The following is a 15,231-nucleotide window of genomic DNA, read 5'->3' as shown; positions in this document are numbered from 1 at the left end:
TAGAAAACGATGCAAACCCAGGCTTCCGCTCCCACGCGCTACCACGGCGCCGCAATCGCGCTGCACTGGCTGATCGCCACGCTGATGATCTGCGGCTTCTACATCGGCTGGATCATGACGGATATCCCGGGCTTCACGCCGACGAAGCTCAAATACTTCTCGTGGCACAAATGGATCGGCGTGACCGTGTTCGCGCTCGCGCTGCTGCGCGTGCTGTGGCGCGCGACGCACCGCGCGCCCGCGCTCGATGCCGCAACGCCCGCATGGCAGAAGGCCGCCGCGCATCTGGTGCACGGCCTGCTGTATCTGCTGATGCTCGCGATTCCGCTGTCCGGTTACTTCTACAGCTCGGCGGCCGGCATCCAGGTCGTGTATCTGGGCGTCGTGCCGCTACCGACCATCATCGGTCCCGATCAGGCGCTGAAGGCCACGCTGCGCACTGTGCACGTGCTGCTCAATTACACGCTGCTCGCACTGGTGCTGATGCACGTGCTCGCGGCGCTCAAGCATCAGTTCGTCGATCGTGACGGCCTGCTCGCGCGCATGGTGCCGTTTCTGAAGACCCATGCATAACGACATGACAGCTTGAAGAAAGGCACAATGCCTGTCGATTGGTTACGACTGGTTGGCAATCAAATTCCTCGCGGTGTGCAATCACGCCGCGAAGCTCGGATAGGATGCGTACCATCATGAAGACACCCTTTTATCTCTCCGCTCATCGCGCGGCGCTCGCTTCTTTCGCGGCGCTTGCGCTCATCGGCGCGAACCTCGCGCACGCCGACGTCGACCTCGCGAAAAGCAGCGTGATCGCGACGACCAAACAGATGAACGTGCCCGTCGACGGCAAGTTCCGGAAGTTCTCCGCGCAGCTGAACTTCGATCCGGCGAAGCCGGCCGCGGGCAGTGCGAACGTGTCGATCGACACCGCGAGCTACGACCTCGGCGCCGACGACTACAACAAGCAGGCGCAAGGCAAGGAATGGTTCGACAGCGGCGCCTTCCCTAGCGCGACCTTCGTGTCGAGCTCGATCGCGCCGACCGGCGGCAACCAGTACAAGGTGACCGGCAAGCTGACGATCAAGGGCAAATCGCAAACGGTCGTCGTGCCCGTCGTGATCGCGAGCCAGGGCGCCACACAAACCTTCGACGGCTCGCTGCCGATCAAGCGCACGCAGTTCGACGTCGGCACCGGCGAATGGAAAGACACGTCAGTGGTCGCCGACGAAGTCGTCATCAAATTTCATCTGGTCGCGGCAAACAAATAACGTTCAACACAGCAGCACTGCATTACCTTTAGACCCCTGGAGTCCAACTTGAAGAAATCCTTCCTGCTCGCCGCCGGCGCGCTCGCCGCCGCATGCTCGTTCAACGCGATGGCTGCCGCCGAGACCTATCTGCTCGATCCGACGCACACATCGCCGAGCTTCGAGACCGACCACTTCGGCGGCCTGTCGATCTGGCGCGGCAAGTTCCAGAAAGCCAACGGCACCGTCGTGCTCGATCGCGCGGCGAAGACCGGCACGGTCGAGGCGACGATCGATCTGAGCTCGGTCGGCATCGGCAACGACAAGCTCAACGAGGAGCTGGTCGGCGACAAGTTCTTCGACACCGCGAAGTTCCCGACCGCGACCTACAAGGGCACGCAGATCCGCTTCGACGGCGACAAGCCGGTCGAAGTGATCGGCACGCTGACGCTGCACGGCGTGACCAAGCCGGTCAACCTGAAGATCGAATCGTTCAAGTGCATCCAGCACCCGATGCTGAAGCGCGAAGTGTGCGGCACGGAATCGGTCGCGACGTTCAATCGCGACGATTTCGGCATCGACTTCGGCAAGGCGTACGGCTTCAACATGAAGACCACGCTGCATATCCAGGCCGAAGGCATCAAGCAGTAAGCGCATCGCGCCCGGCCAGGCCGGGCGCTGAACTACTGGATCGCGGGCTGCGCCGGCGCATGCGACGCGCGGCGCGCCTCGAGCCATGCGACCAGTTCCTCGCGACGCATCGCCTTCGCGAACAGCCAGCCCTGTCCATACTGAACGCCCCGGCGCACCAGATACTCGACCTGCTCGCTGCGCTCGATCCCCTCCGCGACGATTTCCACCCCCAATTCGTGCGCCATCTCGATGATATGCGGCGCGACGATGCTCGACGCCGCGTCCTGGGCGATCGTGTCCACGAACGATTTGTCGATCTTCAGCACGTCGATCATGAAGGTTTGCAAATAGGCGAGGCTCGAATAGCCGGTGCCGAAATCGTCGATATAAACCGGGTGGCCGGCGCTTCTGAAGGCAGCGATCGTCTGCCGGGTCACATCGGCGTTCAGAAAACTGCGCTCCGTCGCTTCGATCCTGATCTGCGCGGGACGCAGGCCGGTTCCGGCGAGCCTCGCGTTGATCAGGTTCAGAAAGCGCGGCGTGCGCAGATCCTCGCCGCTAACGTTGACCGACACGTAGAACGACGGCCGCGAACGCAATAGCTCTGCCAGATCTTGCAGCGCTTGATCGAACACGAGGTCGGTCAACGACTGGATCAGGCCATGCTGCTCGGCCAATGCGATGAAGATATTCGGCGAGATATCGCGTCCGTTCAGATTCCATCTGGCCAGCGCTTCGACGCCGACGCATTCGCTGGTCGCGAGATTCACGATCGGTTGATAGACGACGTCGATGGTTTTGTGGGAGATCGCCCATTCGAGCGAGGCCTGGAACGACACCTGCCGCGAGATCCGTTTGAACGCGAACCAGCCGAACGCGGCGCCCATCGCGACGCCGATCGATAGCCACGTCGCCAGCAGCCCGGGCCAGTCCCTGAGCAGGCTGGTGCGCCGGCCTTTGACGACGACACCGAGGGCGCGCGTCTCCGAGCGTGCCACCGCGTAGTTCCATTCATCGCTATCGACGCGCCCCGCCTGCTTCCATGCATGGAGCATCTCGTCGGGGTCCGCGCCGGACGACAGTGCAACGATCGAATTGATCTCCGTGTTGATCGTAGCGATCGCCCTTCCCGCTGGATCCATCACATCGACATATGACTGGGGATCGATCGACACGTATTCGCCGTTGCGCCCGATCTGGATATCCTCGCGCAAGTCGCTGAGCGGATTCTTTTGCTGAAACCAGACCAGGTAGCCGTCGTTGCTGCGCCAGCGCGGCGGCGGCAGTTCGACATCCTGGGTCCGAACCTGGCCCAGAAGAGGCGAGCAAAGATAGCGCCCGTCGCCGTACGCGCCCGCGTCCCGCACGTAGCGGTAGTTGAAGATCACATGGGCAGCCCGTTTCAGGTATTCCGGCGAGCACGGCTCGGCGTGCTCGGCCTGCAGGTCCGCGATCGCGGCAAAGCCCTGATATGTGACCAGTTCCGTGCGCATCATGGCCTTCTCCGCGTAAAGGCTCAGATCTCGCTGCTCGCGGCGGGCGACGTCTTCGTTCGCGATATAGATGCTGATCAGGACCGGCAGCACCGTTGCGGCGCAGCCGAGTGCGATATACGCCGAAATCAGCGACATGCGCTTGATCATCTGTCGAGCCCGGTGGTGGACGGTCGCGGCGAATTCGGCTGCAGCGGTTGCGGCCCCGCCTGGACCCGCCACGCAACCTGCGGATTTCAGTGTGAAGAATAGTTACTGGAGCCGCTTTTGCAACATTGCGTTGAATGCCACGCATGCGGCCAGCCGCGGCGACCCTGACCGGTGGCGCGCCCGGCGAGGTACCATTACGGCCTACCGGCGTCGCGACGCGCGCCGTCACCGCTTTCGTTCATTCCCATCGCCCGCTTCAATTTCCATGAATTCGCCATCCCGCCGCATCGCGCACCTCGATATGGACGCGTTTTACGCGTCCGTCGAACTGCTGCGCTATCCGGAACTGCGCGGCCGCGCGGTGGTGATCGGCGGCGGCCGCAACAGCGCGCCGCAACTGCTCGAAGACGGCAGCAAGCGCTTCGCGAAGCTGCGCGATTACGCGGGCCGCGGCGTCGTCACCACCTCGACGTACGAGGCGCGCGCGCTCGGCGTGTTTTCGGCAATGGGCATGATGAAGGCCGCCGCGCTCGCGCCCGACGCGATCCTGCTGCCGACCGATTTCGATTCGTATCGCCACTACTCGCGCCTCTTCAAGGCGGCCGTCAGGACGTTCACGGACCGCATCGAGGATCGCGGCATCGACGAGATCTATATCGACCTGACCGAGCTGCCGGGCGAACCGGCCGACATCGGGCGGCGCATCAAGGAGGCCGTTCATCAGGCCACCGGTCTCACGTGTTCGATCTGCGTCGCGCCGAACAAGCTGCTCGCGAAGATCGGCTCCGAACTCGACAAGCCCGACGGCCTGACGATCCTCACGCCAGCCGACATACCGCTGCGCGTGTGGCCGCTGCCGGTGCGCAAGGTCAACGGCATCGGCCCGAAGGCGGCGGAGAAGCTGAGCGCGCTCGGCCTCGCGACGGTCGGCGATCTGGCCGCCGCCGACGCCGGGCTGTTGCAGGACAATTTCGGGCGCAGCTATTCCGCGTGGCTGATGGAAGTTGCGCAGGGTCACGACGAGCGGCCGGTGGTGGTCGAATCGGAGCCGAAGTCGATCAGCCGCGAGACCACCTTCGAACGCGATCTGCATCCGCGTCACGATCGGCCGGCGTTATCTAACGCGTTTACGGGGCTGTGCGTGCGTGTCGCCGACGATCTCGTACGCAAGGGCTACGTGGGCCGCACGATCGGCATCAAGCTGCGTTACGCCGATTTCCGCACCGTCACACGCGACCTGACGCTCGATGAACCGACCGCCGACGCGACCGAAATCCGCCGCGCGGCGACCGAATGTTTGCGACGCGTGCAGTTGAACCGCAAGCTGCGGCTATTGGGCGTGCGCATCAGCACGCTGAGCTCGGCCAGCGAACAGGCGCTGAAGCCGCGCCTGCCGGTTCAGGCCGACTTGCCTTTCGCGAGCGACGAATAGGATGTATCGGCGGCGACGCCGGCCGCATTCGCATTGGCATTCGCGCTCGCACGCGCGGCCGGTATATCGCCCGAAGTGGACATCACCGACGCCGCCATCGAAAACGAAAACGTGTTGATGCCGTTCGCGCTGTGCGCGGATACGGTGCCACGATGCATCTCGGCGATCGCCTTCACGATCGCGAGTCCGAGCCCGTGGTTTTCGCGGCTATTGGTGCGCGAGACTTCCGCGCGATAGAAACGGTCGAACAGATGTTCGAGGACGTCCGGCGCGATCGGCTCGCCCGGATTCGCCACCGCGACGCGCACCTGGTCGCGCATCGCACCTTCCCCGCGCGCGATCGTCACGCTGATCGTCGCGCCCGGCTCGCAGTGCTGGATCGCGTTCATCAGCAGGTTCGTGCACGCGCGGCCGAACAGCGAGCGGTTCACGCGCGCGAACGCATCGCCCTGCAACTTCGCATGCACGCGCGCCTCTTCGAGCGGAATCTCCAGAAATTCCAGCGTATGCGCGACTTCGGCCGCGAGCGACACCTCGATCAACCCCGTCGCGCGTTCGCCCTGGTCGGCACGCGCGAGGAACAGCATGTCGTTGATGATCGCGCGCATCCGCTCGAATTCTTCGAGGTTCGATTGCAGCGTGTGACGCAGATCGTCGACCGAGCGGTTGCGCGTCAGCGCGACCTCCGTCTGGCCGATCAGGATCGTGACCGGCGTGCGCAGTTCATGCGCGACGTCCGCGTTGAACGATTCGAGGCGGCCGTAGGCGCCGTCGAGCCGTTCGAGCGCACCGTTGAACGAGTTGGCGAGATCGTTCAGTTCGAGCGGCAAGGACGCGGTATTGAGCCGCTGCGAGCGGTTGTTCGGGCTGACCGCGGATGCGTCGCGCGTCAGACGCGTGAGCGGTGCGAGGCCGATGCGCGTGACCGAGTAGCTGAGCAGCAGCACCGCGAGAGTGCCGAGTGCGGACAGCGCCGCGAGTGCCGAGCCGAACACGCGCATTGTGCGCAGGTTCGGCGAATAGCTCGCCGCGACCTGCAACTGCACCGCAGGCCGCGCGCCATTGGCCGGCAAGATCACCGTCGAGGTCAGCATGTCGGGGCCGCCGCCCTCCGGCGCGATGCGCGCGTAGCCGCCGGGCCAGCTCTTCGTGACCGTTCCCTGCACCGGCGTGCCGAAGTGGAAGTTCGACTCCGCGCTCGTCACCGAGTACATGGTGCTGCGGTCGTGCGGCGTCATGTCGGTGAGTTTTTCGCGGGCCATCCGCCATTTTTCTGGCGTCACCGCGTGAGAGACGATGATGCGCGCGATTTGCGTGCGATCGTCGAGCGACTCGCGCAGATGATGTTCGAGCTGCGAGCGCAGCACCAGAAAGAGCCCGCTGCCGACGAGCGTAAACACGAACAGCGCCACCAGCGCGAACATCGACGCAAGGCGGCGGGCAATCGAGCGGTTCATGATGACTCGGCCTCTTCGCGCACTTCGAGCACGTAGCCCATGCCACGCACCGTGTGCAGCAGCTTCGACGGGAATGGGCCGTCGAGTTTCGCGCGCAGCCGCTTGATCGCGGTTTCGACGACGTTCGTGTGGCTGTCGAAATTGACGTCCCATACGAGCTCGGTGATCGCGGTCTTCGACAGAATGTCGCCCTGGCGGCGCGCGAGCACGCTGAGCAGTTGAAACTCTTTCGCGGTCAGGTCGAGGCGCACGCCGTCCCGAGTCGCGCGGCGGCCGATCAGATCGACGAACAGATCGCCGACCGAAATCAGCGTGGACTCCTGCGAACGCGTGCGGCGCGCAAGCGCATGCAGACGCTCGACGAGTTCGAGGAACGAGAACGGTTTGGTCAGGTAATCGTCGGCGCCTTCGCGCAGGCCGCGCACGCGATCGTTCACGTGGTCGCGCGCGGTCAGCATGATGACCGGCGTCGACTTGCGCATGCGCAGCGCCTTCAGCACGCTGAAGCCGTCGCGCTTGGGCAGCATCACGTCGAGGACGATCACGTCGTAATCGAATTCGGTGGCCAGGTGCGTGCCCTCCTCGCCGTCGAGCGCGACGTCGACGACCCAGCCCTGCTCTGTCAAACCGGAGCGCAGGTAGTCCACTACCTTGTGCTCGTCTTCAACAATCAGCAATTTCATCCGTGTCCCCGCCACTAGTGGCTGTCAACCTTGCATTATACGAATGCCCTCGATTCTTCGCGCCGATCCCACTGCGTCGGCATGGAAGCTCGGCCGCGGCGATTCAGCGTGCAGGAGCCGGCATGTCTTTCTGCTGCGCGTCGCCGACGGGCGCTTGTTGCGGCATCGCCGCAGCGTCGGTTGCATGTGCCTCGTTCGCGGCCATCGCACTGCCTTGCGCGCCGCCATCCCAACCGCCGCCGAGCGCCTTCACCAGCGCCACCGACAGCGTCAACTGCTGCCCATGGATCTGCACATCCGTGCGCTCGCTCGTGAGCAGCGATTCCTGCGCGTCGATCACGTTCAGATACGCGACGAGCCCGCCCGAATAACGATCGTTCGCGAGCGACAGCAGCCGCTGCGCATCCTCGACCGCTTCACGCGACTGCTTCGCCGCGCCATCGAGCACCGACAGTCCGGTGATGCCGTCCTGCACCTGCTGGAACGCGCTTAGCACCGTCTGCCGATAGTTCGCCTCGGTCGCCTTGTAGCCCTCGCTCGCAAACTTGACGTTGGCCGCGCGCCGCCCGCCGTCGAAGATCACCTGGCCGACCGCCGCGCCGAGCGTCCACATCAGCGTGGGCGCGCTCAGCAGATTGGCGAACTCGGTGCTCTCCCAGCCGATGCCCGGCGTTAGCGTCAGGCTCGGGAAGAACGCGGCCTTGGCCACGCCGATCTGCGCGTTGGCGGCCGCCATCGCGCGTTCCGCCGATGCGACGTCGGGCCGCCGCTGCAGCACGTCGCTCGGCACGCCGAGCGGCACCGTCGGCGGCCTGATGTCGAGCACCTTCGGCTCGATCGCGAACTGCGGCGCCGGCACCCCGACCAGCGCGGCGATCGCATGCTCGAATTGCGCGCGCTGATTCAGCAGCAGTTGCGCCTGCACGCGCGTCGCATCGAGCTGCGATTTCTGCTGCAGCACGTCGAGGCCCGATACCGAACCGAGATCGTGCTCGGTGTTCACGTAGTCGAGCGCCTTCTGCTGCAGCTTCACCGACTGGTTCAGCACGTCGATCTCGTTGTCGAGCTCGCGCAGCGAGAAGTAGTCGGTGGCGAGATCGGTCGTCAGCACGAGCCGTGCGTTCGCGAGATCGTCCGCCGACTGTTCGGCCGACGCCTGCGCGCCCTCGACCTCACGACGGATGCGGCCGAACAGATCGGTGTCGTAGCTGAGCGTGGGTCCGAGCTGGATGTTGTTCTGTACCGTCGATTGGGTCGGCGTCGCGTAGTTGGTCAGCGGCCGGTCGTGCGAAATGCGAAAGCGCGAGGCCTGGGCCGAGAAATTGACTTCCGGCACGCGCTGCGCGCTGGTGTTCGCGAGTGTCGCCTTGGCCTGCTCGTAGTGCGCGCTCGCCGCGGCGAGCGTCTGGTTCTGCGCGAGCGCCTGGGTTTCGAGCGTCGCGAGCGTCGGATCGGCGAAGCCTGTCCACCAGTCCGGCGCAATCGGCGCATGCGACGGCGCGGCGACGCGCCAGAACGAATCGGTGTGCCATTCGGGCGGCACCTCGGCTTGCGGACGCTGATAGTCGGGACCCACCGTGCAGGCGGCGAGCAAGGCCGCGCCGGCGCAAGCGCCCAGCGCGGTGAACGCGGTGCAGCGTGGGCGCGCCCGGCGGGAAGCCGCGAACATCAAGACGCCTCCTTGCCGTTCTTCGGCAGCGGCTGCACCTGAACGTGGTCGCCGTCGGCAATCGAGTCGCTCGGATTGATGATGATGCGATCGGTCGGCGAGATACCGCTTTCGATTTCGAGCTGCTGTCCGAGGTCCACCGCGATCACGACCTTGTGCAGGCTCACGTCGCCCTTCGCATCGACGACCGCGAGGCGCGGACCCTCCGCGCGAAACAGCAATGCGTTGCCCGGTACCGTCAGGCGCTCGTGCGCGGCGGCCGGCACCTCGACCTGCACGTAGGCGCCGGGGCGCAGCCTGGCGTCGGGATTCGGCAGCGTCACTTCGATCTGCAACGAACGCGTGGGCACGTCGATCGCGCCTGACATATGCGTGATCGTGCCGTTGAACTGCTGGCCCGGCAGCTCGGCCTGCGTGACCACGACCTTCTGCCCGACCGCGACGTTCTGCGCGTAGGCCTGCGGCAACTGCACATAGACGCGCAACGGGTCCGACTGCGCGAGCGCAAACAGGGCCCGGCTCGTGCCGCTGCCCGCGTCGATCAGATCGCCGACGTCGACGTTGCGCTGCGTGACCACGCCGGCAAACGGCGCGATGATCCGCTTGAACGATTCGAGCTGCTGCAGACGCTTGACGTTCGCATCGGCAGCGGCGAGATTCGCGAGGTCCTGCGTGTAGGTGCTTTGCCGTTCGTCGAGTTCCTGTTGCGACACCGCATCGCGCTGGCGCAGCTGCTGCCAGCGCTCCAGCGAGCTCTTCGCGAGCGCGAGGCTCGAATTGATCTGCTGACGCTGCGCCAGCGCCTGTGCAAGTTCCTGGTCTATTTCCGGCGTATCGAGCTCGGCAAGCAATTGCCCCTGCTTCACGCGGGCGCCGATATCGACGTACCAGTGCAGCAGATAGCCGGTCGCGCGCGCATAGATCGGCGATTCGACATAGCCGCGCAACGTGCCCGGCAGCAGCGTGTTGCCGCCGCCGTCGGTCTGCTGTGGCGTGACGACGTTCACGTACTGCGTGGCGTTCTGCTGCGCGGTCGCCGTGACTTCGCGGTTTTGCATCACGTTCGCGATCACCGTGCGCAGCGTGCCTATCGCGAGCAGCACGAACACGCTCAGGATCGCGATCTTCGCGTGCCTCCATTCGCGATGGCGCGGCGGCAGCAGGTGCTCCCCCTGTTCGGTTTCCCGCGTGGGGATCGCTAGCGATGCATGAGTTTTTTCGGTCATCTCAGTCAACCATCGTTTAACTTTTACGCGGGCGTCGCCGCACTGCTGTGTTCCGGCGCGGGGCTGTCGCTATGGCCACTGCTTCGACCGCCATCACCGCCTGTTCCACCGCCATTGCCGCCTGTTCCACCGCCATCGCCGCCGTTGTCGCCGCCGCCGTTGCGATGACGGCGCGCAAGCCACGTGTGAATGCCCGCGAACACGAGCGGCACGAAAAACAGCGTCGATACGGTCGCGAACAGCAAGCCGCCGATCACCGCGCGGCCGAGCGGCGCATTCTGCTCGGCGCCCTCGCCGAGACCAAGCGCCATCGGAATCATGCCGATGATCATCGCGAACGCGGTCATCAACACCGGACGGATCCGGCTCGCGCCGGCTTCGAGCGCGGCCGCGAGCGGCGGCGCGCCGGCCGAGAGCCGCTGGCGCGCGAACGCGACCATCAGAATACTGTTCGCGGTCGCGACGCCCATCGTCATGATCGCGCCGGTCAGCGCCGGCACGCTCAAGTGGGTGCCGGTCAGGAACAGCATCCACATGATGCCCGCGAGCGCCGCCGGCAACGCGCTGACGATGATCAGCGGATCGACCCACGACTGGAAGTTCACGACGATCAGCAGATACACGAGCACGATCGCCATCGCGACGCCGATGCCGAGCCCAAAGAACGAACTGCGCATGGTCTGTACCTGGCCGCGCACGGTGATCGTGCTGCCGCGCGGCAGCGTACCGCGCACCTCGTTGACGATCCTGTCGACCTGATTCGCCACGCTGCCCAGATCGCGCTTTTCAACGCTCACAAAAAGATCGATCACCGGCCGGATGTTGTAATGCGTGACTTCCGCGAACTGGCTCTTCGGCGACACCTGCACGAGGTTGCCGAGCAGTTGCGTCGGCCCGTTCATCGTGGCCGACACCGGGGTGCGCAGCAGCTCGTCGATCGACGACACCTGGTACTGCGGCGTTTGCACCTGGACCCTGTATTCGACGCCGTTCCTGTTGTTGACCCAGAAGCCCGGCGACGTCTGCGAGCTGCCCGATAGCGAAACGAGCACGTTCTGCGCGACGTCGTTCGCGGTCAGGTTCAGTTGTTGCAGGCGGGTACGGTCCATGTTCAGACCGAGTACCGGTTCGTCGAGCTTTTGCTGGATATGCGTGTCGACGGTGCCGGGAATCAGGCGCACCTGCTTCAACAGCTTGCGCGCGACATCGAGGTTGCCCTGCTGATTCGCGCCGGCAATCTGCACGTCCACCGCGGCGGGCAGGCCGAAGTTCAGGATCTGCGTGACGATATCGGCGGGCTGAAAGAAGAACTCGACGCCCGGGAAACGCTGCGGCAGGATCGTGCGCAGCTTGTCCATGTAGATCTGCGACGGCTCGTGGCCTTCGTTCAACGCGATCTGGATCTCGCCGTCGAGCGTGCCCATCGTGCCCGCATTGCTGTACGACAGGTTGATGCCGCTATACGGCAGGCCGAGGTTGTCGAGAATCGTGCCCAACTCTTTGGGCGGCACGACTTCGCGGATCACCTTCTCGACCTCGTCGGCCAGCCGCGCGGTTTCCTCGATCCGCGTGCCGGTCGGCGCGCGCATGTGCAGACGGATGTCGCCCGCGTCGACGCTCGGGAAGAAGTCTTCGCCGAGCGCAAAAAACAGACCCATCGACAGCACGCAGAAACCGAGGAACAGCGTGCCGAACATCTTGCGGCGCACGAGCAGGCTGCTCAGGATCATGATGTAGGCCGCGCGCATGCGCTCGAAGCCGGCGTCGAAGCGGTGATACAGACGCGTGAACAGACCCGGCTTCGCGCCCGCCTTCGGCTTGTGCGCGTGGCCCATCAGCAGCATCGCGAGCGTCGGCACCAGCGTACGCGACAGGATGTACGACGCGAGCATCGCGAACACCACCGCTTCCGCGAGCGGCACGAACAGATAGCGCGCGACGCCGGTCAGGAAGAACATCGGCACGAACACGATACAGATACACAGCGTCGACACCAGCGCCGGCACCGCGATTTCGCCGGCGCCGTCGAGAATCGCGTCGTGCAGATTGGTGCCCATGTGCAGGTGCCGCTCGATGTTCTCGATCGTCACGGTCGCGTCGTCCACCAGGATACCGACCGCGAGCGCGAGGCCGCCCAGCGTCATGATGTTGATGGTCTGCCCGAGCGCGTGCAGCACGATCAGCGACGACAGGATGGACAGCGGAATCGAGATCGCGATGATGCAGGTGCTGCGCCAGTTGCCGAGGAACAGCAGGATCATCGCGGCGGTCAGCGCGGCCGCGACCAGCGCCTCGCGCACCACGCCCTGCACCGCCGCCTTCACGAACACCGACTGGTCGAACAGCGCGGTGATCTGCAGATCCGGCGGCAGCGCGGCGCGCGCGGCCGGCAACAGGCCTTTCAACGTATCGACGATCGACAGCGTCGACGCGTTGCCGTTCTTCAGCACCGACATCAGCACGCCGCGATGGCCGTTCTGCCGCACGATGTTGGTCTGCGGCGAGTAGCCGTCGCGCACATGCGCGACTTCACGCAGATAGGTCGTCGCGCCGTTGACGGTACGCACCGGAATATCGTTGAGGCCTTCCAGCGTCGGCGGCGAACCGTTCATGTCGATCGTGTATTCCTTCGGCCCGATCTTGGCCGTGCCGGTGGGCAGAATCAGGTTTTGCGCGTTGAACGCGTTGACCACATCGGCCGGCGTCAGGCCCTTGGCCAGCATCGCGCGCGTATCGAGGTCGACCGAGATCAGCCGCGATTTGCCGCCATACGGGTACGGCACGGCCGCGCCCGGAATCGTCACGAGTTGCGGACGCAGGAAGTTCAGCGCGGTGTCGTTCAGGTCCTGCTCCGAGAGCTTCGGACTCGACAGACCGAGTTGGATCACCGGAATACTGGAAGCCGAGTAGCTGATGACGAGCGGCGCGGTGGCGCCCGGCGGCATCTGCTTCAACTGCGCCTGCTCGACGGCGACCGTCTGCGCGATGGCCGTCTGGATGTTCGCGTTCGGCTGCAGAAACACCTTCAGGATCGCGATGCCGGGCAGCGACTGCGATTCGATATGTTCGATGTCGTTGACCGTCGTGGTCAGACTCCGCTCGTTGACCGACGTGATGCGGGTGGCCATGTCCTCGGCCGACAGCCCGGTGTACGTCCAGATGATGCTGACGACCGGAATGTTGATTTCCGGCAGCACGTCGACGGGCGTGGTGAACAGCACGAAGGGCGTCGCCAGCACGATCAGAATCGCCATCACGATGAACGTGTATGGCCGCTTAAGCGCTACGTTGACGATCCACATTGAAACGGGCCAGAGAAAATGCGGGTGGAGGGAGGGATTGAATCTCCGCTTATGCTAGATCGGTAGCACCAACGCCTGCATGGCGCGAGAATGGCGAAATTGTCAGGAAGCTTGTTGAAAGCAAATGCGCCATTTTTGAAGGCGAAAAGCAATTGCCGGATTTGCAGCTAGTTAGGCGCCAGGCAAACGTTTGTTGAATAAATTTACGCGCAGTTAATGGAACGTTTGCTGATTCACAGCAGGGCCGTCGTTCGAAATATTGTGAAACATGCTTTCAGTTTTATTCGCAACACGAGTCGATTTTGCTTCGCGCGGTCATTCCCCTTCAACGGAAAAGGCCGGTCAAACCTGAATGGTCGACCGGCCTTCTCATTTGCAGCTATCCGTGTGCCGGCGTCAACGCCAGCGACGCTTATTTGGCGAACAGTGACGACATATCGGCGAACGCCTTGAACTCGAGCGCATTGCCCGACGGATCGAGGAAGAACATCGTCGCCTGCTCGCCCACCTCGCCCTTGAAGCGCACATGCGGTTCGATGATGAATTCGACGCCGGCCTTCTGCAGTTTATCCGCGGCGGCCTGCCATTGCTCCATCGACAGCACCGCGCCGAAGTGGCGCACCGGCACCGCGTCGCCATCCACGGCACTGGTATGACGGTGACCGACTTCGTCGGGCGCCAGATGCGCGACGATCTGATGACCGTAGAAATTGAAATCGACCCACGCGTCCGAGCTGCGCCCCTCCGGGCAGCCGAGCAATTCGCCGTAAAACTCGCGCGCGGCGGCGAGGCTATGAACAGGAAACGCCAGATGGAACGGCGGCAAAGCGGTTTCGGCAACGCTCATGATAGGAAGACTCGCTGGGTGGGTGTGAGGATTGGGTTACGACTGGCACGACTCGCACGGCAGCGAATCGGCTCAGATGAGGCAAAGTCTAACCATGAATAAAAATGTTGAGAAACGATATATATTTGACCTGACCATCACCAAAATCGATTGATCGATCATGCTCAGCGAGTTGAAAACCTTCATCGCCGTCAGCCAGTACGGCACGTTTTCCGGCGCGGGCGCGCGCATCGGGCTCACGCAATCGGCGGTCAGCGCGCAGATGCAGCGGCTCGAGCAGGAACTCGGCTTCCCGCTGTTCGACCGCACCGGCCGCTCGGCGACGCTCAACGAGGCGGGCCGCGAAACGCTCGCGCTCGCCGAGGAAATGATGACGCTCTACGCGCGGCTCTCCGAGCGCAGCGGCGGCGCCGCCGAAAGCGGCATGCTGCGGGTCGGCGCGATCGCGTCCGCGCAGGTGGCGCTGCTGGCCGACGCGCTCGCGCGCTTTCGCGTCGACCGTCCCGGCTGGCGGATTCGCGTGGTGCCGGGCGTGTCGCTGGGGCTGCTCGGCCAGGTCGATTCGGGCGAGCTCGATCTGGCCGTCATCATCAAGCCGCCGTTCGCGCTGCCGTCGGAGCTCGAATGGCGCACGCTCGTCGCCGAACCGTTCGTGCTGCTCGCGCCGAAAAAGCTCGTGCGCGGCGGCCGCTCGTGGCGTGAACTGCTGCGCAGCGAGCCGTTCATCCGCTACGACCGCGCGTCGTTCGGCGGGCGGCTAGTCGATCGTTTTCTGCGGCGCGCGCGCCTTGGGGTGCGCGATGCGGTCGAGCTCGACGAGTTGCAGGCGATCGTGCAACTGGTCGCGCGCGGCATGGGTGTCGCGCTGATTCCGAATACGGCCGGGCTCGGCAAATGGCCGGCGGGCGTCGTCGCACTCGAACTCGGCGATGCGACTTTCGAGCGTGAGATCGGACTCGTGCTGCGGCCGCGGCACAGTCGGCCGGCTGTCGCCGATGCGTTGGCGGAGTGTATTGCGAGCGCGGCGCACGGTTGAGCGCTTGGCGCACCGCGTTCAACGCACGTTCGATTCGGCTTCGAATCGAGTGTGCTGCC

At 64.4% G+C, this 15,231-nt stretch carries 12 protein-coding genes; 5 read left to right on the top strand and 7 right to left on the bottom strand.

Annotation, left to right across the window (positions count from 1 at the left end; translation table 11 throughout):
• Positions 1 to 9 precede the first annotated feature (9 nt).
• The 3 genes from G5S42_RS16970 (at position 10) to G5S42_RS16960 (ending at position 1,895) form a co-directional block, all read left to right on the top strand.
• Positions 10 to 573: a cytochrome b gene (locus G5S42_RS16970; RefSeq protein WP_176107814.1), complete on the top strand. Its 564-nt coding sequence runs from the start codon at positions 10 to 12 to the stop codon at positions 571 to 573.
• A 116-nt stretch (positions 574 to 689) separates the two neighbouring features.
• Positions 690 to 1,265 carry a YceI family protein gene (locus tag G5S42_RS16965; protein ID WP_176107813.1) on the top strand — a complete coding sequence of 192 codons (576 nt, stop codon included), beginning with the start codon at positions 690 to 692 and terminating at the stop codon, positions 1,263 to 1,265.
• A 48-nt stretch (positions 1,266 to 1,313) separates the two neighbouring features.
• Positions 1,314 to 1,895, top strand: coding sequence for a YceI family protein (locus G5S42_RS16960; RefSeq protein WP_176107812.1), 582 nt, complete (start codon positions 1,314 to 1,316; stop codon positions 1,893 to 1,895).
• A gap of 32 nt (positions 1,896 to 1,927) precedes the next feature.
• Here G5S42_RS16960 and G5S42_RS16955 read toward each other — a convergent pair whose 3' ends face one another.
• On the bottom strand, positions 1,928 to 3,508 hold the full coding sequence (locus G5S42_RS16955) for an EAL domain-containing protein (RefSeq protein WP_246392017.1): 1,581 nt from the start codon (positions 3,506 to 3,508) through the stop codon (positions 1,928 to 1,930).
• A gap of 277 nt (positions 3,509 to 3,785) precedes the next feature.
• Between G5S42_RS16955 and dinB the strand changes: the two genes are divergently transcribed.
• Complete coding sequence (gene dinB, locus G5S42_RS16950) at positions 3,786 to 4,952, top strand: DNA polymerase IV (RefSeq protein WP_176107810.1); 1,167 nt, start codon at positions 3,786 to 3,788, stop codon at positions 4,950 to 4,952.
• Here the strand turns inward: dinB and G5S42_RS16945 are convergent.
• The 6 genes from G5S42_RS16945 to G5S42_RS16920 form a co-directional block, all read right to left on the bottom strand.
• Positions 4,919 to 6,409, bottom strand: coding sequence for a heavy metal sensor histidine kinase (locus tag G5S42_RS16945; protein ID WP_176107809.1), 1,491 nt, complete (start codon positions 6,407 to 6,409; stop codon positions 4,919 to 4,921). The two genes, dinB and G5S42_RS16945, sit on opposite strands and share 34 nt — an antisense overlap.
• Complete coding sequence (locus tag G5S42_RS16940; RefSeq protein WP_013091374.1) at positions 6,406 to 7,092, bottom strand: heavy metal response regulator transcription factor; 687 nt, start codon at positions 7,090 to 7,092, stop codon at positions 6,406 to 6,408. Before G5S42_RS16940 ends, G5S42_RS16945 begins: the two co-directional genes overlap by 4 nt.
• Positions 7,093 to 7,195: 103 nt before the next feature.
• Entirely contained in the window at positions 7,196 to 8,761 is a 1,566-nt protein-coding gene (locus tag G5S42_RS16935; protein WP_176107808.1) for an efflux transporter outer membrane subunit, read from the bottom strand.
• Positions 8,761 to 9,987, bottom strand: a complete 1,227-nt coding sequence (locus G5S42_RS16930; RefSeq protein WP_176107807.1) for an efflux RND transporter periplasmic adaptor subunit — start codon at positions 9,985 to 9,987, stop codon at positions 8,761 to 8,763. The genes G5S42_RS16935 and G5S42_RS16930 overlap by 1 nt, the downstream gene beginning before the upstream one ends.
• Before the next feature lie 23 nt (positions 9,988 to 10,010).
• Positions 10,011 to 13,289: an efflux RND transporter permease subunit gene (locus G5S42_RS16925; RefSeq protein ID WP_176107806.1), complete on the bottom strand. Its 3,279-nt coding sequence runs from the start codon at positions 13,287 to 13,289 to the stop codon at positions 10,011 to 10,013.
• Between the two features lie 412 nt (positions 13,290 to 13,701).
• Positions 13,702 to 14,136 carry a VOC family protein gene (locus G5S42_RS16920; RefSeq protein ID WP_176107805.1) on the bottom strand — a complete coding sequence of 145 codons (435 nt, stop codon included), beginning with the start codon at positions 14,134 to 14,136 and terminating at the stop codon, positions 13,702 to 13,704.
• A 160-nt stretch (positions 14,137 to 14,296) separates the two neighbouring features.
• On the opposite strand from G5S42_RS16920, the gene G5S42_RS16915 reads away from it, so the two are divergent.
• A complete protein-coding gene (locus G5S42_RS16915; RefSeq protein ID WP_176107804.1) occupies positions 14,297 to 15,172 on the top strand; it encodes a LysR family transcriptional regulator in 876 nt (291 codons plus the stop codon).
• Positions 15,173 to 15,231: the final 59 nt, after the last annotated feature.

The sequence above is a fragment of the Paraburkholderia youngii genome, from assembly GCF_013366925.1.
Lineage (GTDB): Bacteria > Pseudomonadota > Gammaproteobacteria > Burkholderiales > Burkholderiaceae > Paraburkholderia > Paraburkholderia youngii.
The sequence above is the reverse complement of the archived record's forward strand: the minus strand, read 5'-3'. Positions and strand labels throughout refer to the sequence as shown.